The 24,859-nt window shown below is 43.8% G+C and carries 20 protein-coding genes and 1 other annotated feature; of the genes, 9 read left to right on the top strand and 11 right to left on the bottom strand.

The window, feature by feature from the left end; translation table 11 throughout:
• Window positions 1-33: 33 nt before the first annotated feature.
• The 5 genes from GC102_RS23370 to GC102_RS23350 form a co-directional block, all read right to left on the bottom strand.
• Entirely contained in the window at window positions 34-909 is an 876-nt protein-coding gene (locus tag GC102_RS23370) for a carbohydrate ABC transporter permease (RefSeq protein ID WP_171691629.1), read from the bottom strand.
• A gap of 16 nt (window positions 910-925) precedes the next feature.
• Window positions 926-1,855, bottom strand: coding sequence for an ABC transporter permease (locus tag GC102_RS23365; RefSeq protein WP_171691628.1), 930 nt, complete (start codon window positions 1,853-1,855; stop codon window positions 926-928).
• 65 nt (window positions 1,856-1,920) lie between these two features.
• Window positions 1,921-3,570, bottom strand: coding sequence for a type 2 periplasmic-binding domain-containing protein (locus GC102_RS23360; RefSeq protein ID WP_171691627.1), 1,650 nt, complete (start codon window positions 3,568-3,570; stop codon window positions 1,921-1,923).
• 773 nt (window positions 3,571-4,343) lie between these two features.
• Entirely contained in the window at window positions 4,344-6,713 is a 2,370-nt protein-coding gene (locus GC102_RS23355; RefSeq protein WP_171691626.1) for a helix-turn-helix domain-containing protein, read from the bottom strand.
• A 117-nt stretch (window positions 6,714-6,830) separates the two neighbouring features.
• Window positions 6,831-8,096 (bottom strand): MFS transporter, encoded by a 1,266-nt coding sequence (locus GC102_RS23350; protein ID WP_171641581.1) that lies wholly within the window; start codon window positions 8,094-8,096, stop codon window positions 6,831-6,833.
• A 156-nt stretch (window positions 8,097-8,252) separates the two neighbouring features.
• Between GC102_RS23350 and GC102_RS23345 the strand changes: the two genes are divergently transcribed.
• The 5 genes from GC102_RS23345 (at window position 8,253) to GC102_RS23325 (ending at window position 11,295) form a co-directional block, all read left to right on the top strand.
• Window positions 8,253-8,486, top strand: coding sequence for a cold-inducible protein YdjO-related protein (locus tag GC102_RS23345; protein WP_052229221.1), 234 nt, complete (start codon window positions 8,253-8,255; stop codon window positions 8,484-8,486).
• Between the two features lie 118 nt (window positions 8,487-8,604).
• The gene (locus GC102_RS23340) at window positions 8,605-9,048 is read left to right on the top strand and encodes a DUF2663 family protein (protein ID WP_171641580.1); all 444 of its coding nucleotides are present in this window, start codon (window positions 8,605-8,607) and stop codon (window positions 9,046-9,048) included.
• A gap of 299 nt (window positions 9,049-9,347) precedes the next feature.
• The gene (locus GC102_RS23335; RefSeq protein WP_171641576.1) at window positions 9,348-9,503 is read left to right on the top strand and encodes a site-specific integrase; all 156 of its coding nucleotides are present in this window, start codon (window positions 9,348-9,350) and stop codon (window positions 9,501-9,503) included.
• Window positions 9,504-10,229: 726 nt separating this feature from the next.
• On the top strand, window positions 10,230-10,445 hold the full coding sequence (locus tag GC102_RS23330) for a phage terminase small subunit-related protein (protein ID WP_171641574.1): 216 nt from the start codon (window positions 10,230-10,232) through the stop codon (window positions 10,443-10,445).
• A 196-nt stretch (window positions 10,446-10,641) separates the two neighbouring features.
• Complete coding sequence (locus tag GC102_RS23325) at window positions 10,642-11,295, top strand: carbohydrate-binding family 9-like protein (RefSeq protein ID WP_171641572.1); 654 nt, start codon at window positions 10,642-10,644, stop codon at window positions 11,293-11,295.
• A gap of 153 nt (window positions 11,296-11,448) precedes the next feature.
• Here GC102_RS23325 and GC102_RS23320 read toward each other — a convergent pair whose 3' ends face one another.
• Window positions 11,449-12,648, bottom strand: coding sequence for an ornithine--oxo-acid transaminase (locus tag GC102_RS23320; RefSeq protein WP_171641570.1), 1,200 nt, complete (start codon window positions 12,646-12,648; stop codon window positions 11,449-11,451).
• A gap of 523 nt (window positions 12,649-13,171) precedes the next feature.
• Here GC102_RS23320 and GC102_RS23315 point away from each other — a divergent pair.
• Window positions 13,172-14,590, top strand: coding sequence for an aspartate ammonia-lyase (locus GC102_RS23315; protein ID WP_246321078.1), 1,419 nt, complete (start codon window positions 13,172-13,174; stop codon window positions 14,588-14,590).
• A gap of 136 nt (window positions 14,591-14,726) precedes the next feature.
• Here GC102_RS23315 and GC102_RS23310 read toward each other — a convergent pair whose 3' ends face one another.
• From GC102_RS23310 to rocF, 3 genes are all read right to left on the bottom strand, one after another.
• Window positions 14,727-15,116, bottom strand: coding sequence for a glyoxalase superfamily protein (locus GC102_RS23310; RefSeq protein WP_171641566.1), 390 nt, complete (start codon window positions 15,114-15,116; stop codon window positions 14,727-14,729).
• Window positions 15,113-15,820: a DUF1361 domain-containing protein gene (locus GC102_RS23305; RefSeq protein WP_171641564.1), complete on the bottom strand. Its 708-nt coding sequence runs from the start codon at window positions 15,818-15,820 to the stop codon at window positions 15,113-15,115. Before GC102_RS23305 ends, GC102_RS23310 begins: the two co-directional genes overlap by 4 nt.
• Before the next feature lie 152 nt (window positions 15,821-15,972).
• Complete coding sequence (gene rocF, locus GC102_RS23300; protein ID WP_171641562.1) at window positions 15,973-16,890, bottom strand: arginase; 918 nt, start codon at window positions 16,888-16,890, stop codon at window positions 15,973-15,975.
• Window positions 16,891-17,237: 347 nt separating this feature from the next.
• Window positions 17,238-17,496, top strand: a binding site (T-box leader).
• An 80-nt stretch (window positions 17,497-17,576) separates the two neighbouring features.
• Here rocF and ileS point away from each other — a divergent pair.
• Window positions 17,577-20,657 carry an isoleucine--tRNA ligase gene (gene ileS / locus GC102_RS23295; RefSeq protein WP_171641560.1) on the top strand — a complete coding sequence of 1,027 codons (3,081 nt, stop codon included), beginning with the start codon at window positions 17,577-17,579 and terminating at the stop codon, window positions 20,655-20,657.
• Between the two features lie 64 nt (window positions 20,658-20,721).
• Here the strand turns inward: ileS and GC102_RS23290 are convergent, their stop codons facing one another.
• Both GC102_RS23290 and GC102_RS23285 read right to left on the bottom strand, forming a co-directional pair.
• Window positions 20,722-21,954: an aminopeptidase gene (locus GC102_RS23290; RefSeq protein ID WP_171641558.1), complete on the bottom strand. Its 1,233-nt coding sequence runs from the start codon at window positions 21,952-21,954 to the stop codon at window positions 20,722-20,724.
• A 69-nt stretch (window positions 21,955-22,023) separates the two neighbouring features.
• Window positions 22,024-22,797, bottom strand: coding sequence for a helix-turn-helix domain-containing protein (locus tag GC102_RS23285; protein ID WP_171641556.1), 774 nt, complete (start codon window positions 22,795-22,797; stop codon window positions 22,024-22,026).
• A gap of 168 nt (window positions 22,798-22,965) precedes the next feature.
• On the opposite strand from GC102_RS23285, the gene GC102_RS23280 reads away from it, so the two are divergent.
• Both GC102_RS23280 and GC102_RS23275 read left to right on the top strand, forming a co-directional pair.
• Window positions 22,966-23,775, top strand: coding sequence for a phytanoyl-CoA dioxygenase family protein (locus GC102_RS23280; protein WP_171641553.1), 810 nt, complete (start codon window positions 22,966-22,968; stop codon window positions 23,773-23,775).
• 114 nt (window positions 23,776-23,889) lie between these two features.
• Window positions 23,890-24,822, top strand: a complete 933-nt coding sequence (locus tag GC102_RS23275; protein WP_171691625.1) for a VanW family protein — start codon at window positions 23,890-23,892, stop codon at window positions 24,820-24,822.
• The last annotated feature ends 37 nt before the right edge of the window (window positions 24,823-24,859 follow it).

Here is a 24,859-nt window from a genome sequence, read left to right as displayed (position 1 = left end):
TCACCTCGTTTAAGAGGCGAACGGCGATTTGTTTTACCCTTTGACAGCGCCAATCATGACGCCTTTGACGAAATACTTTTGCACGAAGGGATACAGGATCAGAATAGGCACCGAAGCTACCATGATAGTTGCATATTTAATCGTTTCCCCTATTTGAAATTGCTCGGCCGCATTAGCCCCTGATGACATGGAATCGGTATTATTCGCTATTAATATTTCTCGCAAAGTGAGCTGGAGCGGGTAGAGGTCACGATCCTTCAAGAAGATAGAGGCATAGAACCACCCGTTCCATTTCTCAACGGCATAGTACAAGATCATCACGGCAATGACCGGCATGGAGAGTGGAATGATGATGCGAAAAAGAATCACAAAATGATTGGCCCCATCCATTTTAGCAGATTCCTCCAAGCTTTCTGGGACTGCCATGAAGGCTGTGCGCATGATGATCAAATTAAATGTGTTGACGGCAAAGGGCAAAATGGTCGCCCAAAGTGAGTCAATTAAACCAACGCCTTTTACAACCAGATAGAGAGGTATAAGTCCACCGCTGAAAAACATCGTTAATACGACAACGAAGATGAAGACACGATTCCACATCACATTTTTACGGGAGAGCACATAAGCGCCTAGAGCAGTAACAATAAGGTTCGTAATGACGCCGAAGAAAAGGATAAACAACGTATTTTGGTAGCCTTTTAGAATAGCAGGGTTATGAAAAACACTTTTGTAAGCTTCTAAACTGAAGCCCAGAGGTTTAATCAGGAACCCTTTATGCGTGATCAATTGGCCGGCGTCGCTAAACGAGGCAAAGGTGACATAAAGAAGAGGATACAGGGTAACAACAACAAGCATAAGCAGCAAGACGTGGATTAACGTGACGAATACTCTGTCCGAATAGCTCGTTTTCATTTCAACACCACCTCCATCACCATAAGCTGTTTTCACTTATCTTTTTGCTTATTTTGTTTGCTGCAATGAGTAAGGCTAGATTAATCACAGAATTGAACAAACCAACCGCTGAGCTGTAGCTCCAACCAAATTCTATGAGCCCTTTGCGATAAACGAAAGAAGAGATGACGTCCGCCGTATCGTAGGTGCTGGGGTTGTAGAGCAAAATAATTTTCTCGAAGCCTACGTTCAGCAAATTCCCCATGCGTAGAATGAACATGATCGCAATGGTTGGGAGAATACCCGGTAAGGTAATATGCCAAATTTGCTTGATTCTGTTGGCCCCGTCCATTTTCGCCGCCTCATACTGCTCTTGGTCAATGCCCATGAGTGCAGCTAGGTAAATAATGGATTCCCATCCTATTTTTTGCCATATTTCAGATAAAATGTAGATCGTTCGGAACAATTCCGGTTTCTGCAGCATTGCCGTATCATTGAAGCCAAAGTAAGTCAGAAAGTTATTAATTAAACCGCCGTTATTTGTAAAATCTTTGATCATCCCGACAATAACGATGAGTGAAATAAAATACGGCATGTAGGTGACCGTCTGAACGAAGCGTTGAAACTTTTTATTCGTAAGCTCATTAATAAGAATCGCCAAAATAATCGGAGCTGGAAATTCAAAACATAGTGAGTAGAGGGAAATAATGACGGTATTTTTGAGAATTCGCCAGAAATAATAGCTGCTGAAGAAATCATTAAAGTGCTGGAAGCCAACCCAGCTACTACCCAGAATGCCTTTATTAGGGGTATATTCTTTAAACGCAATCAAGGCTCCATACATCGGCGCATAATGGAAGATAAAGTAGTAAGCCAGAACGGGAACCATCATCAGGTATAAATATTTATTCAGCAGAAAATCGCGCTTGAAGCGTATTTGGAAGGTTGCTTCCCCTGCTTTACGCATGATATCTCTCCTTTCGCCGTTGTGTTAAAGTGGGGAGAGCCGCTGCCCTCCCCCTGGCGTTTCATCTACCTTTTGTTATAACGATCTAAGGATGCCTTTTTAATTTCGAGAGCACGGCTTAGCTTAACGGATTTGAATTTTTCCATGTATTTATCAAAGCTATCCACTGGCTCTGTTCCTAAAATAATTTTGAGCGTCATTTCATCGACTAGTGTATTGAGGTCAGTCATGATTTTGGCAAGCTCTGTGCTTTCTTCCGGTGTAGCTGTAATAGGAGGCAATTTGTGTTTATCAACATCCGTTTTTTGCCAAGTGGAAACGGCATCGCGTTGTGTTTGCAAAGCCAAATATTGCTCGATATAGCGCTTATCCTGAACGAAAGGACCATTATAATTACCGCGGATGTACAGCGACAGAGCTTGTGCAGGTGCCAATTTATCCGGGTTTTTCATGAGAAGATCCGTATATTTCGGGTAGCCGTTCTCTAATTTATGAGCAACGCCTTCCGTTCCGAAATTGAAGAACATATGACCCTCTTCGGAGTAGCCATAGTCAAGAAGCTTCGCTGCGGTTTCAATATTTTTGGATGACGCAGTGATGGCAACCATACCTCCGGGCGCACTGGCGGGATCCTTCTGGCCGTACATCGGGATGTCGCCTTTTTTGAGAACCGGATATGGAGCTCCGATGAGAATGCCTTTAGGATCTTTAGCTGTAATTAGCGGCTGCCATTTACCGATGCCTCCACCGGCATTCTGTACGGTCACACCTGTCGCACCGGAAGCCATGTTGGCGTCTAAGGATTTGCCATCCGCTGTTGCGAAGTTTTTATCAATCAGCCCTTCTTCGTACCATTTGTGGAAGGTAGCTAGGAAATCTTTGTAGCCCTTTTCGGCTGGACCAAACTTAATTGTGCCATTGTCGATAAAGAAATCACGCGTCACACCGAAGGCACCGGCAAAAGCGCCGTTTGCTAATTCGTTGAAAGGTCTGGGAACACTTACGACGGAGAAGGCAGCCGTTGCGCCTTTTTTCTCCTTAAAGGCTTTGAGAGTTGTGTACCACTCATCGATGGTTTGAGGAACAGGTAGACCCAGATCATCCAACCAATCCTTCCTAATGATAGGGCCTTGGAAGACACGCAGGTAATCATCGCCGCGGATGAAAGGGAAGACATAATAGCTGCCATTATCGGTTTTTACTTGTTTATCAACTTCCGGATGCTCCTTGAGGAACTTCTTCAAATTCGGTGCAAATTTATCGATCGTATCATTTAGTTTAAGGATGTACCCATCTTTGATCGCTTTTTCGGGGCCACCTGGGAATTTTCCCTGCCAATCATACTCGATCATATCAGGTAAATCACCTGTTGCTAATAGTACATTAATAGCTTGATCTGCTTGGTTTGTGGGAGGAGCGCTGAACTTCAGATTAACACCTGTTTTCTTCTGCCAGTCTTGGAAAAAAGGTACATCTGCATGGGCTGCTTTTACTCCCGTTAGGTTACCTGAAAGCTCACCCCAGTAGGTTAGAGTTTTGTCCACTTTTAGCGGATAAGTGACAGCAGCATTAGGAGCGGTCGTACCACCGGCAGTTGTTTTAGGGCTAGCGCTGTTGACATCTGTTGGTGTGTTGGATGAGCATGCAACGACTATGCTCCCCATCAATGATGTTGCAACCAGCATGGTGAACATTTTTTTTCTGTTCTTTTTCATAGGTTGACCTCCTAAGAGTTTTTCGCCAGAAAAACTGGCATCGAAAGCGCTACTGAGTTTTTCGCCAGAAAAACTGGCAGTGTAAGCATTGCCGAGTTTAGAAATCTGCTATCGAAGCGATACAGTGTTTCCCTGGAGGACTGTTTAAGCTTGTGTGAGCTGAGGAGCCGTATGTCTAACCTAACTATATGTTAGCGCTTCCATTTTAACTATCTGCAAAATATCCAATTGGTTCTCGAATTCTGTGTCTAGACTCTACAAAATATCCAATCGCTTCATCAATTTAGCCAATATTCGCTTGTTTCTCGGCATATTGTTGCAAAAGAATAAATAGGCTCACGTTGTCTTCGGGGAAAGCCCGGTAATGGTTCCGGATGAATGAATCCTACTCTCGATTGAATGATGTTGTAGAAAATGCAACAATTGCTCCCTAGATCCCGCCTTTATCTCTTCGTTGTTGCATAATGTACAACAATTGTGCCCCCAAATAGGCCATTTCGCAACAAATGGGTTCAAAATGTTGTACAAACTGCAACTTCAACTAGCAAAACAGCTTTTGGGCGCTTGAATTGTTGTAGAAAATACAACATGGGTAGCCACTATAGCCATCTACCAACAGGGTGCTGCTGAACAATGCTAAAATCGAATCTTGGAAGTATGTCTATCCGCAAGAACAAACCAGCGAAATTGTTGTATGATGTACAACTTTCATTAAAGAAGGGGCAGCCCCACGGCTACCCCAATCAAAAGTGTGCATTTTTGAATCACATCATTTATTTTTCAATCAGTTCTTTATACTTCCCCGGTGTGATACCCTCTACCTTTTTGAAAACCCGAATAAAAGCATTAATATCATTGAAGCCCACGCCGTAAGCCGCATCGCCGACCGACTGTTCTTGCCGCCCCAGCAGCTGTTTGGATTTCTCGATTCTGACCTTATTAATGCGATCAAGCAGCCCCTCTCCCACATAATCCTTGAATAGCTTCGAGAGGTAGGTGGCTTTACGGTTAAAATGGCTGCCAATCATCGTGACATTCAGATTAGCATCTGTGTAGTTATGTTCGATGTAGTCCGTCACTTCATTTACCAATTGCTCCAGTGCTTTCTGTCGTGTAAGTGAAATCGTATGCTGCCGTTTGGCGGATGTGTAGGCACACACTTGTTCGAGCATATCACTGAGCTGGAGCTGCATGTCATGAACGGTTTTACTGCATAAAAGGCGGTCGAGAAGCTTTGGGTTGCGTATAAAGAAGCTTTCCTGGATATCTCCGGTTTCGCTAATGCTTTTCATCATGGTGGTTACCAGGTTGAGCATGAGACACTTCGTTAAGGAGACCGAAATCCCAGGATTATCAAAGTTTTTATTCATAATGTCAGTAAGAATCATCTGCGCTTCTTCAAGTTCACCCAGCTTCACGGCGTACATGAATTGCTGCTCAATCTGCGCCGGATAATAATAGCCGGTATTAGACTCGCAAATGGTACTTGTTTGCAAATCGTCATACGATAGAATCTCTGGCCCACCCATAACAAGCTTAAAGGCCATGGAATCTAGAGCTTCTAAGAAAGCTTGAGGTACATTAGCGAGGTGTTCATGGATACTGCTTATTGAAATTGTTAAGTTTATGTCGTAGGTGGAAGAGAGGAAAGTTTGCGCTTTGTCTGCGATTCTAAGTAACTCCAACTTGGAGCTATTTCCATCTTCCATAGTTAAATTGACTAAACAGGCGAGGGTATCATCAATCTCGGCTGCATAACCGCGGTGCCTCTCCGATATCAGATCCTCCACGACATTCATAATAATAAATTGAAGAAGCTTCCATTTATCCTCTTCAGGCGTATGGTTAATTCGTTCAAAGAAGGGTTCACTCTTATCGACAACAAAAAGCATGACGGCAAAATCCTGCCGATCTAGCTTCATTTCAAAGGTGGTTAAGGCCTCATCGATAGGAATCTGGCTGTCTAATTTTCCTTTCAGCAGCTTTTCGATAAAGTGGGAGCGGACAATGTGCCGCTGCTGCTCCATTTTACTCTTGAAATTGGCAATTTCGATCAACGTACTGTCCACGGCTTCTTGTAGGAAATGAAATTCATTGTATCGTTTACTAGATTGTAAGGTCTGTTTTTTGGAAAATGCATGAACTAAGCGACGTACTGGATTGTAATTTCTTCTTAGAAATACGTAGGTTAGTATACCCCCACCAAGCAAACTGATCGCCATGCTCGTATAAGTCAGGTTACGGATGTGAGCGGCTTTTTTCCAATATACGGTGCTGGGCATCATAGACACATATTTTAGTTTGGAAAGAGGTGACTGGATGTTGAAAACTTCATATTTCTCGGCATTAGAATCGGTGTAATAGAAGTTAGACGAGCTCTCTAATTTATCAAAAGGAAAATCGGCAGGAAGTGAATCTGCGGAGTTGGAAGCTAGAATTTGATTTTCATTATTTAGGATAAGTACGTGACCTTTGTTGAAAATTTCCATATTTTGAATGGCGCCAATTATACGTGACTGATCGACCATAATGACATTGGTAGCAAGTGGTTTATTATGCTCTTCGGGGTATGTGCTGATGTAGGCTACCGTTTTTTGCAGTTTATTATCGTCACCAATCCGGTACATGGGAATAAAGCCTTTGAAATTGCTTCTTGTTACAATAGCTTGCCAGGAAGAGAATGAAAAAGCATCGCTCATATGTAAAGTTTCATAGGCAAAGCTATTTGTTCTAACGGTGGTAGGAAGAATTGCAGATTGATCTTTATTTAAATAAATATAGAAAGAGTCGATCAGCGGGTAGGAGGTTTTGTACATAGAAAGAATGCGTGCGATTTGATAAGCATCATATCTATATTCTTTGGGAAAAGCTTCATACTTATTCGAATAGAGCAGCTCCTGGACGCTTACATTCCACGTAATCTCGAAGTTCAGTTGTTCCATGGTTTTAAACTGATTGTCCATAATTTCCCTTACTTGTTTTAATAGGGAATCATTGGCTTGCTGAATTTCTTCCTTCAGTGTTTTACTGGATTCCACATACAATAATAAGCCGATTGCCACGGGTAAAAGTAGAATGACGATATAGGAGATCATCCACGTTAAGACGATACTTTGTCCATTAAAGAAGATTTTATTCCGCATAAGCAAATCCCCTCACAATCGATCATCGATGATGAGCACTAGGCTCGGAATGAATACGCTCTCATGTATTGTATTTCCTTTCCATCGTTCAAGTCAACGATAGAAAGAATCAATTTTTCATGCAGATTCCTCAACGGGTTTAAACCGATTTTTCCCGAAAAAGAAGTAGAATAAATAGGAGATTACTGTATAGACTACAGCTGTGATGCAGAAAGCATACGCGTAGCCGTAGTAAGAGCCATAGCGGAAAACAAGGCCCGTACTTACTGGTGAAGCAAGGAACCAACCTAGATGAAAAACGGCTTCCCCTGAACTGGACGCTAATCCCCGAAGCGATCGGTTGACGTAACTCATTTTGATCGAATTATAAAAAGGATTAGCGGCGTTCATTAAGGCTTGCCGGAACAAGTACCCACCCGATGATAAGTAAAAGTTAGCAGAAAAAGCGGTTAGGAGGAGAAATGGAATGGAACATAACTGCAGGTATACGACAGATTTAACTTCTCCGAATCTCTTTACAATCATGGGTCCAATGAGAAAAGCAATCGCTGTTGCGGCTTGACCTAAAGCTACAACGATGCCTATTGCGGATTTCGAAGCTTCAAAGCGATCTTCAAAATACACATTTAAATAGGGGACAATCATTCCCCCACCCATGGATGACAACAGGCCTAATAAACAAAAAATGCCAATAACCTGTAAGGATGGTTTATGTACGCTCCACACTTGCTTCCACTTTAGTGATTCGCCACGTTGATGAATTTCTTGCTCACTCTTTTCAAAAAAAGCCATAGGTATAAAACCAAGTGCTGCGATACCAACTCCAGTTAATAAGGTAAATCTCAAGCTTCGAATTTCGTCTAAACCGATAATGAATTGAAAAAGATCACAAAGAACGCCGCCAAGTGCAATACCGACTACATTCGCTAGCATGACAAGAGCCATGTTAAAGCTGAACAGGTGAACACGCTGCTGTGGAGTAGAGTTGTTGGCCATAAACGGTAGAATGGTTGCAGAAACAACAGCAAGAGCCATACCGCCCAAGAATGACGAGATGAGCATACCCTCTTTGACTTCAATAAGAGAGCGAGCCGTCAATGTTACGATGGTAAAAATGAGACCAATTGTAATGACGCGCTTAGGTCCGAAGCGATCATTCATTAAACCCGCGGGAATGAGAATAATGGCCGCTGCAAGAGATGCCATACCAACCATGCTGCCAACAGTTGTTTGGTCATAGCCGAGACTTCTGACATAAAGGTTATAGACGAGACCAAACATACCTAAACCTAAGTTCCATACAAAATTAAACCAAAAGAAGAGCATAATATTTCGGCTGTAGCCATGAAATTGTGACTTCCATTCACTTAGTAAATTTGTCATAAATTATTCCTGCCTTTGTATTCTGTGTCTAAATTGTAACCGCCTTATCCATTCTACCACTGGTAAATAATTTTGAACACGGGAAAGACTTGATATTCGATCTGATCTGTATAATAATAAGTAGTCTAATCTACGAAGCAGGGAGCACATAACTGAATGTCTACACCAACGAGTACCGTGACCGAAGATCAAAAGCCAGAAGTCGAACAGATAGAAATTTGGAAATGTAAAGAGACAGATTGTAAAGCATGGGTTCGCAAAGAATTCGTTACGGAAGCTTTACCAACTTGTCCATTATGCAAAAATCCGATGGTGCGCAGCTACAAGCATGTGCCTGTAACAGCTAAAAAAGGAAATAAAAAGTTTTTAGTTGGGAAAAAACGATTCTAGTAAAATTCAAAAGATCAATAGCATCTTCGCCTTGCGTGAAGAGAGATGCTCTTGGTCTTTTTTTTTTGGAAAGAATAGCAGTGTCCAAGCATAAGATGCTAGAGAGGGGGAGTGCGTTATGCAATGGCCTGAACTTAATCTAAGTGACGATGCGATCAAGATACTTTACAAACTTCGGGATAGGAAACAGGAATGGGACAAGCTCAAGGAGACTCAACCTTTATTCTCTATATTGACTGCGTGTTTGATTCTCTATTTCATATACGTTTTCTATCAAAAGGTATTATTGACTTCTGGCGGGAATGCACTGTCCATCCTCGATTTGCTTATTTCAAACAAGTTCCTGTCGGGCTCTCTTCTGGCTTGTATATCATTGTTCCTATTTACAAGAAATCGCGTGACTAGGATAGAAAAAGCGAAGACGAAATACGAGGATTTAAGAAAGGAAGTCATCGAGAAGTTGGACGCTTCTTGGTTAAAGGACGTAAAGTCGGAATCTCGGGATCAAATTTCTAGCTTTCTAGATAACGAATATGATATTAATATTGTATACAAGAGTTAATGCTCCTTATAGAATATGACTTTTGTGTATTTCAATTAATCTTACCCACACTTTACCCACAAACGGTAAAACCCCACCAAACCATTACGGTTGATAGGGTTTTACCGTTTGTTTTCATTCAGTCGCATCAAGCAATGCGTCCAGACGATCCACGTCGCGTTTCTCGCGCGCTTTTGTTATATGTAGGTAAATGGAACGAGTGACGTCGCTGCCCTTCTGGTGACCGAGCTGCTCCTGTATGGTGTCGAGATCATCGCCAGCTTCAGCCATTAGACTTCAGTGAAATTGGATGTCACACGATGAGGAAGACTTGGGGATACCGATTGTATGTCCAGAATCCGGCTAATTTAGCGTTCCAAATGGATATGTTCAACCATGGGAAACAAACGACTACATTGCGTTATTTAGGGCTTACACAAGGTGCAATGGACAAGGTTATACTACGACTGAGCTAAATACAACGACCATTAATGATGCACTCATTTTCATAAAACGGAAAAAATCCAATAAACATTTACAGTTATTAGTAGATTTCAGCTTATTTTCAGCTCAAAGAAATTTGAAAGCAATCTGCAAAAAAAGCCGTCAAGAAGAAAAATAGGAATTCAAACTCAAATAATAAAAGAGCGCCTTAGCTAGGAAATAAATGCTAAGGCACTCTTTTATTAAAACAACATTATTACCATGCAAAAGACATTGTAATGATAACCAAAAGGATAAAGAGAACTAAAACTTCGGCCATATTATTACGACGATGTCCATGTCCTTCTACTGCATATCCCATATAAATGCAACTCCTTTTAAATGGATTTAACTACACCTTATACTATGTCAGTATCTATCCTTTGATTGGACAGGTATATAAGGCACATGCACATTTCGTTAGTGTATATAACCGTTAAAATGATTCCCCTGATTGAATAATAGTTGCATAAATGTCCAAAATTACTGTTTGCAAATGCAAATTTGATGATCAGCATGAAAAAAGAAAACCCCATAACCATGCGCCTTCTCGGTGTTTTGCATAAATGATGCATAAAGGCCTATTCTGTATTTACCGAAAAACATGCATGGTCGAGGGATTCTCCGCACCGTTAAAGGAAAGTACTTCTGTATAAAATATTGAATTCTATACATATCTCCTTGCATAAAAAATACATACTTGGGGGTGGGTGATTTGAATGTCACGGAAACGCAGTCCAGACAGAGAAAAGGCGTTAAAGCTCTGGCTCAAGAGCGGCCGGCAGATGAAGCCTGTTCAGATTGCGGACAAGTTAGGTGTCAGTGCTGCAATTGTCCGTAAATGGAAAAGTATGGACGGTTGGGACAAGCTGCCTAGTCCTAAGCCGGGCCGAGCTCTTTCAGCTCAAACGGCTGCAATGGGGATGGTACAATGAGTCGGTGTGCGGAAAGATTGCGAAAATCGATACCGCATAGCGATTTACTATGATTCATGATAAGTTATCTAAAGGGTGAAAAACCTTATAGAATTTGAGTCATTGTGAGTAATCTTGATTTTACCTAGAGGACTCAATGTAATAAGATATTAATATTGTATATAAGAGTTAATAGGAAGCGAGGATGTCGGAACGGATGAGATATGAATGTCGCTATATAGATGCAGAGAACGGAATATGGAAATGGGAAGATATGGAGGTTGAGGCCCCTTATTTAAGGGAAGTTGTAACGGGAGAGAAGCCGCGGCTCAAGACTCGCTTTCGCGCGTGTTGGACAGCGGATGCACTGCATATACGATTCGAATGTGAGGATGATCACGTCGTGGCAACGATGGAGCGGCGAGATGATCCTATTTATTTGGAAGATGTGGTTGAGGTATTTATTGATAAAAGCGGTACCGGAGCGGTTTATTACGAGTTCGAAGTGAGTCCGCGCAATGTCGTATTCGATGCTTTGATCCATTATAACGGTGGGGATAAAGAGATAGATGTTGCATGGGATGCGAAGGGAATGCATACGCAAGTTTTGGATGGGTCCGATGGGTGGAGGACTTACGATCTGCGAATTCCTTTTGCTGATTTGGATTGGGAGCGGGGGCAAGAGCAAGAGCTGATGCAGGAGAATGGCGAAAACTGGACACCTCAGCATGGCGCTGAGTGGCGTTGGAATTTATATAGAATTGATGATGATCTAGAAGGTAATCGGCATTATTGGGCTTGGTCACCCACCGGTAAAGTCGATTTCCATATGCCGCATCGATTCGGGACACTTGTTTTTGTGAAAGAATAGAATAGTCGGGGTGCTGTAACGTTGTTTTTCATCGCTAAATTGGCAGCAGTTCGTAAAAGTGGCTCTATAACGATGAAAAACAATCTTAAAGCAAATTTAAAGCAAAGCCCTCTAGCTTCAACAAAAGCTAGAGGGCTTATTATGCTTGATGAACTAGGCTTCATTCAGCACGTCATTTACTTGCTGCCAAGCCCAATCGAGCTCTTCCTTCGTAATCGTAAGAGGCGGAGCCAAGCGAATAATGTGCTCGTGTGTCTCCTTGCACAGTAGACCCTTGGCTTTCAGCTCTTCACAGAACGGACGAGCTGAAACCTTAAGGTCAATACCGATGAACAGCCCGCGGCCGCGAATCTCCGTAATCTGTGGAGATTGAATTTCCTGAAGTCGCTTCAGGAAATAAGAGCCAAGCTCATCCGAGCGCTCTGCGAGCCGCTCGTTCAGGGTGACCTCCAGCGCCGCGATCGCGACGGCGCAGCCGAGCGGATTACCCCCGAACGTCGAGCCGTGGGAGCCCGGCTCGAAAACATCAAGAACCTCTCGATCACCGGCGACCGCCGAGATCGGGAACACACCGCCGCCGAGGGCTTTGCCCATGATGTACAGGTTCGGCGTTACGCCTTCCCAGTCGCATGCGAAGCGGCGACCCGTACGGCCAAATCCTGTTTGGATTTCGTCCGCGACGAACAACACGTTATTCGCCTGGCATAGCTCATAACATTCCCGCAGGTAACCAGCCTGCGGAATCACAATACCGGCCTCACCTTGAATAGGCTCGAACAGGAAACCCGCCGTGTTCGGGCCGATGGCCTCACGCAGCGCCGCCGCATCCCCGTAGGGAATAATGCGGAACCCCGGCGTAAAAGGCCCGAAGCCGCGTTGATATTCCGGCGACGAGGAGAAGGAAGTGATCGTCACTGTCCGTCCGTGGAAATTCCCTTCACAGACAATAATTTCGGCTTGATCGGCAGGGATTCCTTTCACTTCGTAGCCCCAACGGCGAATAGCCTTTACTGCGGTTTCGACCGCTTCGGCACCTGTATTCATCGGTAAAATCATCGGCTTACCTGTGTAATTCGCTAATTTTTCATAAAACGAACCTAACGTCTCACTATGGAAAGCTCTAGATGTCAGAGTTACCTTCTCGGCTTGCTCATGAAGCGCTCTCAGAATGTGAGGATGACGATGTCCTTGATTTAAGGCGGAGTAAGCGCTAAGCATATCCATGTAACGGTTTCCTTCTGGATCCTCGACCCAAACGCCTTCCGCTTTCGATATCACGATAGGCAGCGGATGGTAATTGCGTGCCCCGTATTTTTCCGTTTTTTCAATAATCATCGAACTTATCGTATCCATAACAATTCCTCCCTGACGTGCAGCTTGTAAGCCAAACTCGCCGGCATTCCCTGTATCTTTCTAATTGTCTCACATAGCGAGCTTGTTTAATCCATTGTATTCGTCAACTCATGAACGTTGCAAATATAAATCCTATGAGGTAAATCCCCTATGCGTTTGTGCTTCTCCTAGCATATATAAATACATAGCTTTAGACAGTGATACAAGTCTTCACGAAATTGGCCAAGTTCAATCATTATGTGCAAATCCATTTATAATGTTGCAAATATGAGAAGACTTGAATTGTCGAAATAGGAAATATTATTAGAAGCGGGAGAATTGATCAGTGGTCAAAAATTTATTACAGAACGTGTCAGATATTGCAGGATTCTCGAAAGCGGTCGCGAATTCTTCAGATGAGCGCTTATGAATGCCATGCATTGCGTTCAATTGGTCTAGCGGCAGAGAGTTAGAAGGATTTTCGGAACACCTACTTAGCAACTTCGAGCAATATACTTTGTAGAAAAAAGGAATGGTGTCTACGATGACTCATCGCATTGAAAAAGACTTTATAGGTGAAAAACAAGTTCCATCCCAAGCTTATTATGGCATTCAAACGATGCGTGCATTAGAGAATTTCCCAATTACGGGAGTTAAAATTCACGCAGAGCTCATTACAGCTTTGGCAGAAGTAAAAAGGGCAGCTGCAATTGCGAATATGGAAACACATATGCTGCCAAAAAAAATCGGTGAACAATTAGTCAAAGCAGCTGAAGAAGTTAGACAAGGTCAGTTACTTGAGGAATTTATTGTTGATTCTATTCAAGGCGGAGCGGGAACCTCCATCAATATGAACATGAACGAAGTGCTTGCTAACCGGACTTTGGAGCTGCTTGGCGAGGAAAAGGGCAATTATTTCCATTGTAATCCGAACAATCATGTCAACATGTCGCAATCCACAAACGACGTTATCCCTACCGCCATCAAAATTGCCGCGTACCGTTTATCTGAGCAATTGATTGAAACTATGATTTCACTCCAGAGTGCTTTTGCACGTAAGGAAACGGAATTTGATGATGTCATTAAAATGGGGCGAACGCATCTTCAGGATGCAGTTCCTATTCGTATGGGCCAAGAATTCGGCGCTTATGCACGTGTCATCCAGCGTGATATTAATCGTATTCGCCATGCTTCTAAGGGACTTTTGACCGTTAATATGGGGGCTACTGCTGTAGGAACAGGGCTTAATGCAAAGCCTGAGTATGTGGAACGGGTTATGTTTCATCTAAAAGGGCAAGTGGGAATACCCATTGAACTAGCCGAGCATTTGGTCGACGGCACCCAAAACATGGATGCCTACACAGAGCTTTCCGCTTCCTTGAAAGTATGCGCCGTGAACCTTTCGAAAATATGCAATGATATCCGATTAATGGCTTCAGGTCCTCGCGTAGGCTTAGGGGAGCTGAAACTGCCACCGAGACAACCAGGATCTTCCATTATGCCGGGTAAAGTAAACCCTGTTATGCCAGAGGTCGTGAATCAAGTGGCGTTCCAAGTCATTGGCAACGATCATACCATCTGCTTGGCTTGCGAAGCCGGTCAATTTGAACTAAACGTAATGGGACCCGTACTTGCGTTCAACCTTCTACAATCGCTGAAAATACTGCGGAACGCGGCTGACGTGTTCGAGCGCTTTGCGATTGAGGGCTTGGAAGCCGACCGCGAGCGCTGTGCGACTTATGTCGAGCAAAGCTTCGGCATCGTCACAGCCTTGAACCCGCATCTCGGCTACGAAGTCGCCGCGCAACTAGTGAAAGAAGCTGTGCGCACTGGCATGACGCTCAAAGAGCTGATCCTAGAGCGTGGGCTGCTTACAACTGAGGAGATTGAAGAAATCCTCAATCCGATTCAGATGACCACGCCGGGCATCGCTGGCGAGAGATTGCTGCAACCTGCCGACTAGGGCTGCTGGGTGAAGAAGCTTTGCAGTCTACGACAGCTGGCTAAAGCCTGCTCATAAAACGAACGCCCCCGACCCATCGGTAGATGAGTTGGGGGCGTTTTTAGCATCATTTTTCTGGATTGCTGCTTGCGACGTCTTAATCCACATGGTCGTTCAACGATTCATAAAAGGTAAGCTTATTTCCGAATGGATCTGTGACGCAAACTTCTCTGGTATGCCATGGGCTCATTTCTAAGCCAGGACGAGAATAGGTATATTTTTTATTTTTCAAATTAGAATGAAAAGCTTCTATATCCACGATTTCTATTCGAACCGCTGCACCCGGGCTGCAATCCCCATAATGCTCAGAAAGGTGCAATTTACATTCGCCTAAACTAACCTCCATGTAAAGCGGCATCTCACTCTCAAAACGATGCTCCCAACCTAACGAAAAACCCAAGTAATCGATGTAGAATTCCTTTGCCTTCCTCTCGTCGAACATTCTAAAAATGGGCGTCACACCTTTAATAGTTGTTATAACAATCATCTCCTTGTTTTTTCGTTTGTGTACGCACTTGAATTTCTTGAGCTGCCTATGCCATTTACGAGTACATAAAAGGTTATGTAAACCGTCATGATAACAAATCCGACTAATAAGCAGAAAACGAAGGCCTCTTGATGCAGAGTTTCTCGCAGGATTTCCAGTATTCCGTTATTGAGTAAAGCATCCCAACTGTTTAAGCGATATTCTCTTCCCAAAAGTATGCCATACCCGGATAGAAGCGCGGTCAATGCGATGATCAGCCATGAAACAAAGTGATTGAATCGCTCTTTCCATATCTTTTGAATGATGTACATGGAGCTGCATCCTAGCAATAGACCGTTCCATGCAAATAAGAAGATGATGAAAAAATCATACCAATATGTAAAGGAGAGCGCTCCTTTTTGTACATAAGAGTCCTTCAAAATCGTTAAATGAATGAAGTCCGTAATGACATACGGAGAGTTTGGCAGGAATAATAACCAAGCTAATCCGACTACGATTAAAATGAATTTTTTCAAGATCATAGATTTACGAGTGTGTATAAAATGGGCTATCACAGCAAGGATATACGGAATCCAAGCGAGGAATAAGTTCCAAAGTAGAAATTCATAATAGGTTTGGTTTTTGAACAAAAAGTAGACCCCAATTGTGGAAAGCGAGAGCAAGATCAGAAAGAGATGCAGGTACCAGTGATTCAAGGTTTTCATTGTAGGCTCCACACTTGGTCTATGTATTTGGCAGTGAGTGATGCCACCCCACCCAAGATTATGTCTATATCTTACATTTATTTACTACCTGTAACAAGCAAATAACCCGTTATCCTCGCAGTTAGCGGGGACTAACGGGTTTTTGTCTCAATCTATAGAATCTGCTTGCCCAACAAGGAGCTAATTAAGCCAACGGCTAATTGGGATGTTTTGTTATTGTCGTCGAGAAGAGGATTCACCTCAACGAATTCGGCTGATGTCACAATGCCTGCTTCATGCAGCATCTCAACAGCTAAGTGAGCTTCGCGGTAATGAAGTCCACCTTTTACAATCGTGCCTGTTCCAGGTGCTTCAATCGGATCCAATGAATCGACGTCAAAACTAAGATGCACGCCGTCTGTTTTACTGCTTATATAGTCAATGGCATCTTGCATAATGGAAGCCATTCCTTTGCGATCTATATCATACATGGTATAGCATTTGATTCCCAATGAGCGAATGAGTTTCTTCTCGCCCTCGTCGAGAGATCTTGCTGCAATCAGGACGATATTCTCCGCTTTCACTTTATCATGACTGCCCATAATGCTGGTCAATAAGGGATGCCCCATCCCTAGACTGACGGCCAATGACATCCCATGAATATTACCGGATGGACTTGTATCGGCTGAGTTTAGGTCGGAATGAGCATCGATCCAAATGACACCCAAGTTTTGATAATGGCCGGATAATCCAGCTAAAGTCCCGATAGCTATACTATGATCGCCGCCAATGACGAGAGGAAAGCGTCCTTGTTCCACGACCTGAGAGACTTGCTTAGCCAGAAGTGTATTTACCTCGAGAACCTCTGCCAAATACTTAAGGTTGGTTTGATCAACTTCAGCTGCCAAGGGAGTCGCTTTATCATCCGGAAGACGGATATCAGCGATATGATCGATTGTAATATCCATTTGCTGTAGACCTCGAATTAACCCTGCTTGTAAAATGGCTTTCGGTCCTTTGCTGGCTCCGCGTCGACCTGCTCCAAGATCAAATGGCACAGTAATCGCAGCAATAGTCGGTTTGGTACTCATACGATCAGCTCCTCTGGTCTGGACTTTGATACAAGAAACTCGTTGCGAATCTTTAAGAGGCATCCTTTAATCGCTTTCATTGGAGTGAACGCTTCGAATAAAGCTCGTTTGTAATTAGGTTATCATAACCTAGCTCATAATTGGAGATTTTAATTTGGTTCTTGTGGCAATTGCTGCCGCCTGTTAGGACGCATCATTTCGTGATCTTCATGCTCCAGTATATGACAATGGTACTACGCTCGGTGAAGGATCTGAAACTAGCTATAATGGATGTTACATAACAAAAGTGAACTTGACATTCAATGAAGTTGATGTGAAAATGAATTAACTGATTGTTTTTAATTCATGTAAATTCATTGACGAGAACGAGTACGCTAATCCCCTTGATTTCCAGAGAGTTGGCCTAGAGCTGAAAGCCAACATTCAAGACTTAGCCGAAAATCCCCTCTGAGAAGGAAAGCTGAAGGAATTTTAGTAAGCTGACCCGGGATCCCGCCGTTACAAGGGCCGCGTATGATAGTACGTAGAACGAGAGCTATAATGATCATATCCTTATGATCGTTATGGAACTAGGGTGGTATCGCGAGATGTAATCTCGTCCCTTACGGGACGGGATTTTTTTGTTTTTTTACAACAAATTTTCACGATAAGCCCCAATCATTTTATTAGAGGAGTGTGAGTTACACATGAGAAAAATTGATGTGAAAGAAAAAGCGAGAATCCGCGAACTGCGCATTTTAGAGCAATGGAGATTGAATGGTACGTTCCGCAAGTCGATTGAAAACCGCAAAGGTAAAGCGAACTTCGTCTTTTACGAAGGACCGCCGACGGCAAACGGATCACCCCATATCGGACACGTGCTTGGTCGTGTTGTGAAAGATTTTATCTGCCGCTATAAAACCATGTCTGGGTACCAAGTCATCCGCAAAGCTGGTTGGGACACGCATGGATTGCCCGTCGAGCTTGGCGTGCAGAAGCAGCTTGGTATCTCGGGAAAACAAGAGATTGAAAAATACGGCGTAGCCGAATTTGTTGAGAAATGCAAAAGCAGCGTATTTGAATATGAAAAGCAATGGCGTGAACTGACGGAAGCTATCGCCTACTGGACGGATATGGATAACCCCTATGTTACGCTCAATAACGGTTATATCGAGAGTGTTTGGCATATTTTATCCAATATCCATAACAAAGGACTATTATACAAGGGGCACCGTGTAAGCCCTTATTGTCCCGACTGCCAAACAACACTCAGTTCTCACGAGGTTGCGCAAGGCTATGAAGACGTGAAAGATTTAAGTGCCACTGTGAAATTCAAGAGTAAAAACGCGAGCGAAATCTTTCTGGCTTGGACGACGACCCCATGGACTCTACCTGCGAATGTAGCGTTGGCAGTAAATAAAGACATAGATTATGTCAAAGTGAAACAAAAAGGCGAAGTTTATATCGTTGCGAAAAATCTCGCGGAAAAAGTATTCAAACAAGACTACGAAGTTTTATCTGTGCATAAAGGATTGGAATTCGTCGGCACCGCCTACGAGCCTCCTTTCGGCTATATTAGCCCAACCAAAGGACATATCGTCGTAGATGCTGACTATGTCATGGATACGAGTGGTACGGGTATCGTCCATATTGCTCCTGCGCATGGTGAAGATGATTACCGAACTGCTCGCCGACACGAACTGGATTTTGTGAATGTAGTGAACTTGGCAGGACGTTACAATGATCAGATCACAGACTTCGCTGGACGCTTCGTCAAAGATTGTGACGTCGATATCGTGAAACACTTGTCTGAACGCAGCCTGCTATTTTCCAAAGAGCGCTATGAGCATAGTTACCCTTTCTGCTGGCGCTGTAAATCCCCGCTGCTCTATTATGCGATGGAGAGCTGGTTTATCAAAACGACCGCAATTAAAGAGCAATTGATTGAGAACAACAGTAAAGTCGACTGGTATCCCTCCCACATCCGCGAAGGGCGCTTCGGTAAGTTCCTTGAAGAGCTTGTCGATTGGAACATCAGCCGTAATCGTTATTGGGGTACCCCGCTGAACGTTTGGTTATGTGGGGATTGCGGAACGGAATATGCACCGGGAAGCCACAAAGATTTGCGGGAAAAATCAATAACGCCAATTGACGAAAGCTTGGAGCTGCATAAGCCTTACATCGATGAAGTGAAACTGCGCTGCTCTTGTGGAGGCATCATGGAAAGAACCCCTGAGGTGATCGACGTCTGGTTCGATAGCGGTTCTATGCCTTTTGCGCAGTATCATCATCCATTCGGGGATGAGACGTTGTTCAATGAGCAGTATCCCGCGGATATGATCTGCGAAGGGATTGACCAAACAAGGGGCTGGTTCTTCAGTCTACTTGCTGTTTCAACGTTGTATAACGGCAAATCGCCTTACAAAGCCGTTCTTTCTACCGGACATGTATTGGATGAGAACGGACAAAAAATGTCTAAAAGCAAAGGAAACGGCATCGATCCATGGGAAATCATAGATGAATTTGGTACGGATGCGTTTCGATGGGCCCTGCTGTCAGACAGCGCACCTTGGAACAGCAAGCGCTTCTCTAAGCAAATTGTTGCCGAAGCGAAATCCAAAGTGGTCGATACGATCAATAACACACACGCTTTTTATGCGTTATATGCAACGATTGACCAATATAAGCACGAGGATCATCCGGCTCACAAGCATACGAACGAATTGGATCGCTGGATATTATCAAGACTAAACAGCACACTGCAAAATGTAGGTAAGGGCTTGGAGATTAACGACTTCTTAAACCCAGCGAAGCAAATCGAAAGTTTTGTCGACGAGTTGAGTAACTGGTACATCCGTCGCTCTCGCGACCGTTTCTGGGGCAGTGAAATGACCGTTGATAAAGTCTCAGCGTATCAGACACTGCGTGAAGTGCTGCTGACACTCTCGCGGATGATAGCGCCGTATGCGCCGCTCATTGCCGAGGACATTTACGGTAACCTCGGAGGAGAAGGCAGCGTTCATCTGGCTGATTATCCAAGTGTGATTCATTCAGCCATCGACTTAACGCTCGAGAGTGACATGGAAACCGCACGGCAGATCGTTGAGTTGGCTCGAAATATTCGGAATGATACAGGTATCAAGACACGCCAGCCTCTCTCCGAGTTGATCGTTTCGCTCGATAGCAATTTCGACCTAAGTCGTTTTGAGGAAATCATTAAAGACGAAATAAACATTAAAGGAATCCGTGTAGAACAAAGTGACAGCGGCTTTGTTGACTTCAAAATGAAGCTGAATCTTAAGGTGGCCGGGAAAAAGTATGGCAAATTCGTTGGCCCTCTGCAAAACCACTTTAAACAATTGTCTACTTCAGATACCAAGCAAGCGGTCGATAGTGGTTTTCTTGAAGTAACGATCGACGGAGAGGAACTTCATATCACACTCGATGAGATGCTTGTGGAAAAACAAGCCAAAGAAGGGTTTGCTTCTGCTTCCAGTAACCAGATCACGGTAGCTTTAAACACATCAATAACGGAAGAATTGGAGCAGGAGGGTCTTGTACGAGAAATCATACGTGCAATTCAGGATTATCGTAAAAAGCTGGAGCTGCCTATTGATAAACGAGTCGATCTTGTTCTCGATGTCAATTCGACGTTGAAAGAAGCGTTGGAGCGTTTTGATCATGTTCTGCAAGAGAATGTACTGCTTTCCAGTGTAAGATTCGCTAAGGAAGAAAAAATGGAATCCATCTTGATTGGGGACAACAATTTACGCCTGCTTATAGAATAACTGAAAAAAGGGTAGCACTTAGAGACATGGTTATCATGACTCTCAGTACTACCCTTATTAATTTCTAGAATGCCCAATTCCCCTTGCGGAAAATGGGTTCAATCGTGCCGTCTGCATGTTCGCCGTCAATATCCATTTCGGCAGAGCCGATCATAAAGTCCACGTGAATCAGACTGTTGTTAAGGCCGGCGCTTTCTTGCTCCTCCTTGGACATCGAAGTTCCGCCCTCAATACATGTGGGAAAGGCTCTTCCGAGTGCCAAGTGATTTGAGGCGTTCTCATCATACAAGGTATTAAAGAAGATTAGGTTGGAGTTCGAAATTGGTGATTCGTGCGGCACAAGTGCGATTTCACCCAGATAATGTGCTCCTTCATCCATTTCGATCATGGCTTTTAGAGACTCGAAGCCTTGTTCAGCCGTGTAGTCAACAACACGTCCATTATCGAAGGTGATGGAGAAATTGTTGATCAAATTACCTTGATAACTCAACGGTTTCGTGCTGCGCACTGTGCCATGAGTACCCATTCGATGAGGAGAAATAAAGACTTCCTCTGTCGGGATATTCGGGTTGAAATCGAAGCCTCCCGTCTCATTGGTGGCGGAACCGCCTCGCCAAATATGGTTGGCAGGAAGCTCGACAGATAGTTCAGTGCCTGGGGCACGGTAATGGATCTTACGAAATTGCTTCTCGTTAAGCTGTTCTCTTTTGCTCCGAAGTGTCGCGTTGTGATCGACCCAAGTCTGGATTGGATTTTCTTGATCTACGCGTGTCGCTTTGAAAATGGCGTCCCATAGGGCGCTGATCGCGGCTTCCTCTTCCAAATGAGGAAACACTTTCTTCGCCCAAGCAGAAGAAGGTGCCGCGATAATCGACCATGTCATCTGATAGGAGGACATGCTTTCTCTCCATTTCACTAATTTCGCGCCTGCGGCTTTGGAATTTGCGGAAATGCGAGATGGATCGATATCCTTCAGCAATTCAGGATCATCGGCATCGATCAATAAATAGGCGCCGTTATTATCGGCTAGCTCATCGAGCGCTTGCGCTCTCCATGATGGATATTCATGAAACGCTTCATCAGGCGCGTAGGTATATTTGATTTGTGTGCAGATTGCATCCTGCCATTCAATATGTACGTGTTTAGCTCCAGCTTGATAAGCTTTACGGGCAATAAGTCGAACGAACTCGGGATGATGAATGGGTGCGTTAATCCAAAGTGATTGGCCGGATTGAATGTTCACAGCGACGCGGACGGTTAGCTCCGCATATTTATCAAGATTACTTTCAAAAGTCATAGGAATCCTCCTCTTTTTTCTAATCTTGCTTGCAGTTTATCCTGCCAAGAGTCAACTGTCAAATAAATTTTACCGTCGTTCTTTCATGAATGTACTTGGGTTCATGCCATACCATTTGCGGAATTGATTGGTGAAGTGATTATAGTTTTGAAAACCAACATCATAACAAACTTCCGAAGCGCTCCGTCCGGTATGTTCTAGCATTAGCACGGCTTGTTGTATCCGCATCCGATTGAGCGTATCGATAATGGAATACCCTGTACTGGCTTTGAAAAGATGGGACAGTCTCGAAGGAGAGAGCCCGACAGTCTGAGCCAAATCCTCAATCCGAATAGGTTGACGCATCTGTTGGGACAACAGGTGGAGAACCTCCTCGATTCGTGCATCAACTTTTGTGTTTGTTTTCTGAGCCATGATTAGGAGGATTTCCCGCAAAGAGCTGCTGCACAATTCGAACCAATATTCACCGCGCTCTCTGGAATCCTCCAGCATGCGTGTGAAAGCTCGGTGGATGCGTTCGCGAATCGACTCACTTTCGATGGTAAGGATAAGCTGCTCTTCATCCGGCAGCAGATTGGTTTCTGTGAAGATCGAAGGAAAGTGTACCCAGACAAACTGCCAGGTATGGTCTTTTTTCGTACCGTAGTGCTGCGGTGTTCCTGGCTTCAGCAGGGTGAGGTCCCCCGGCCTGCAGATTCGTTCATTCCCTGAATTGATAAAGTAACCTTCACCTTCGAGCGTGAAAGTAAGAAGCCAATCGCTTCGTCCTTGGGGCCGCTTGGTTACATACGTATCTTGCTCTATAAAATGTCCGGATAAAAAGGTGAAATCATCGAATATCATGGCCCTGTGGTCCCTTTCGTCATCTGCAGCAATTTACTACAAGTATATCAGGAAATAGCAGGATTGTATGAGTAATTAGCATCATCCTTACTTCAATGTTTGTGGGGCTTTCGATATGATTATGTCATAAGGGAACACAATCCTAACTTACTCATGGAGGGGACCAACATGTCACGGACGATGCTTAAGCTTTCAAATGAACAAAAACTGCAATTCGAATCGGAAGGTTATTTAATTGTAAAAGGATTGTTTTCGGAGCAAAATTTGACCGAAATCGATGATACTTTTGAAGAGATTAGTCATCAAACGGTACCAGGCTTATTTGAACCGGATTTACAAGCGGATGGATCAGATCCGTTAAAAAGATATCCGCGAGTCATGCATCCGCACCGCTTTAATGAGACGGCAAAGAAATATATGCTGCACCAGCCGGTTATGGATGTATTAGCAGATTTGTATGACGAAGAGGCGCTAGCTGCGCAAAGCATGTTTTATTACAAGCCGCCGGGCTCTCGCGGCCAAGCGCTTCATCAGGATAATTTCTATCTGCAGGTCGAACCTGGTAATTGCATAGCAGCTTGGACGGCCATAGATGCTGCAGATGATGAGAACGGTGGCTTACTCGTTGTGCCCAAAACGAATACATTCGAAATTGCCTGTCCAGACATCGCGGATGACAAAGAATCATTTACGACTCACTACGTGAAGCCGCCGAAAGATGAAAAAGCGATTCCTGTCATCATGCAGCGAGGCGACGTTCTCTTTTTTAACGGGAATCTTATCCATGGCTCTTATCGAAATAAAACGAAGGACCGATTCCGCCGAGCGTTCATTTGTCATTATGCGAACCAATCGGCAACCCATATTAGCGATCATTATCGCCCTTTGTATCGTCAGAATGGAACGACCGTTGATTTAGAGGTCAACCCAAATGGGGGGCCGTGCGGCGAAGAGTTCCAAGCGGTTTATCCTCACTAATCTTTCATCTAGCCATAAAGGACCAGCCAACATCCATGGATGTGGGCTGGTCCTTTATTACATAGTATGGAATCATTTCAATTGTTTACACTAGAGGAGGGGGTGATGGCGTTCATGAGTTATAGTTGGATACTGGGTTTGCTGCTTCTTGCACAGCAAAATGAAGTGCCATTTCGAATAACGAATGATAATATGGGTCATAGCATAGCGAATGTGCAGCGTGAATTGTACACAGTCAATCTTCTGGATATGCCAATCATTGATACTGGACGATTAGATCAGCTTACGAATGAACTCGATAAGAACATGTATCGTAAACCGATCAATGCAACCATTAATGCTGAGGGGACAATTGTGAAGGAGATTGCAGGTTCGAGGTTGAATCGTCAAGCTTTTGTTGAGCAATTTTATGAGCATTATTATCGTGAGGGTCCGATGCAATTTGAAGTGCCCCAGTTATCTGTATATCCCAAAGTAGACAGTGAGTTGCTAGCGAATATTCGTGTGCGTCCCATTGGTTATTATGTGACCTATTTTAACTCGAATAATAAATATCGTTATACGAACATCAAGCTTGCAGCCCAAGCGATTAATAATTATGTCGTTCAACCCAATGAAACGTTCTCCTTCAACCGTGTTGTTGGCGTTCGGACACGAGGAAAGGGGTATATGCCGGCAAAGATCATTGTAAGGGGAGAATTCTCTGAAGGGATCGGCGGAGGCATTTGCCAAATTTCTTCTACGCTGTATAACGCAGTGGATCGCGCGGGTCTCAAAATCGTAGAAAGATATTCGCACAGCAGATCTGTTCCCTATGTTCCGCCAGGTAGGGATGCAACTGTGAATTGGGGAGGTCCTGACTTCACTTTTAAAAACAACTATAATCAGCCTATCTTGATAAGGGCACAGGCTTTACCTGGCAGGGTATACGTTAGCATTACTTCCTCCGATGTCATTAACTATAAGCCGCGGCATGTTCCGAGTGCATCCGATAATCTGCCGGAGGAAATACAAGCGGGAACAAATGTAGGTCAGCCTGTTCCATAAATGTTAAGCTCCGTTCCAACTTGATTGTTGGTGTATG

This window comes from Paenibacillus germinis (assembly GCF_013141785.1).
In the GTDB taxonomy this organism is placed as follows: domain Bacteria; phylum Bacillota; class Bacilli; order Paenibacillales; family NBRC-103111; genus Paenibacillus_E; species Paenibacillus_E phytorum.
This window is presented reverse-complemented; position numbering and strand designations above follow the sequence as displayed.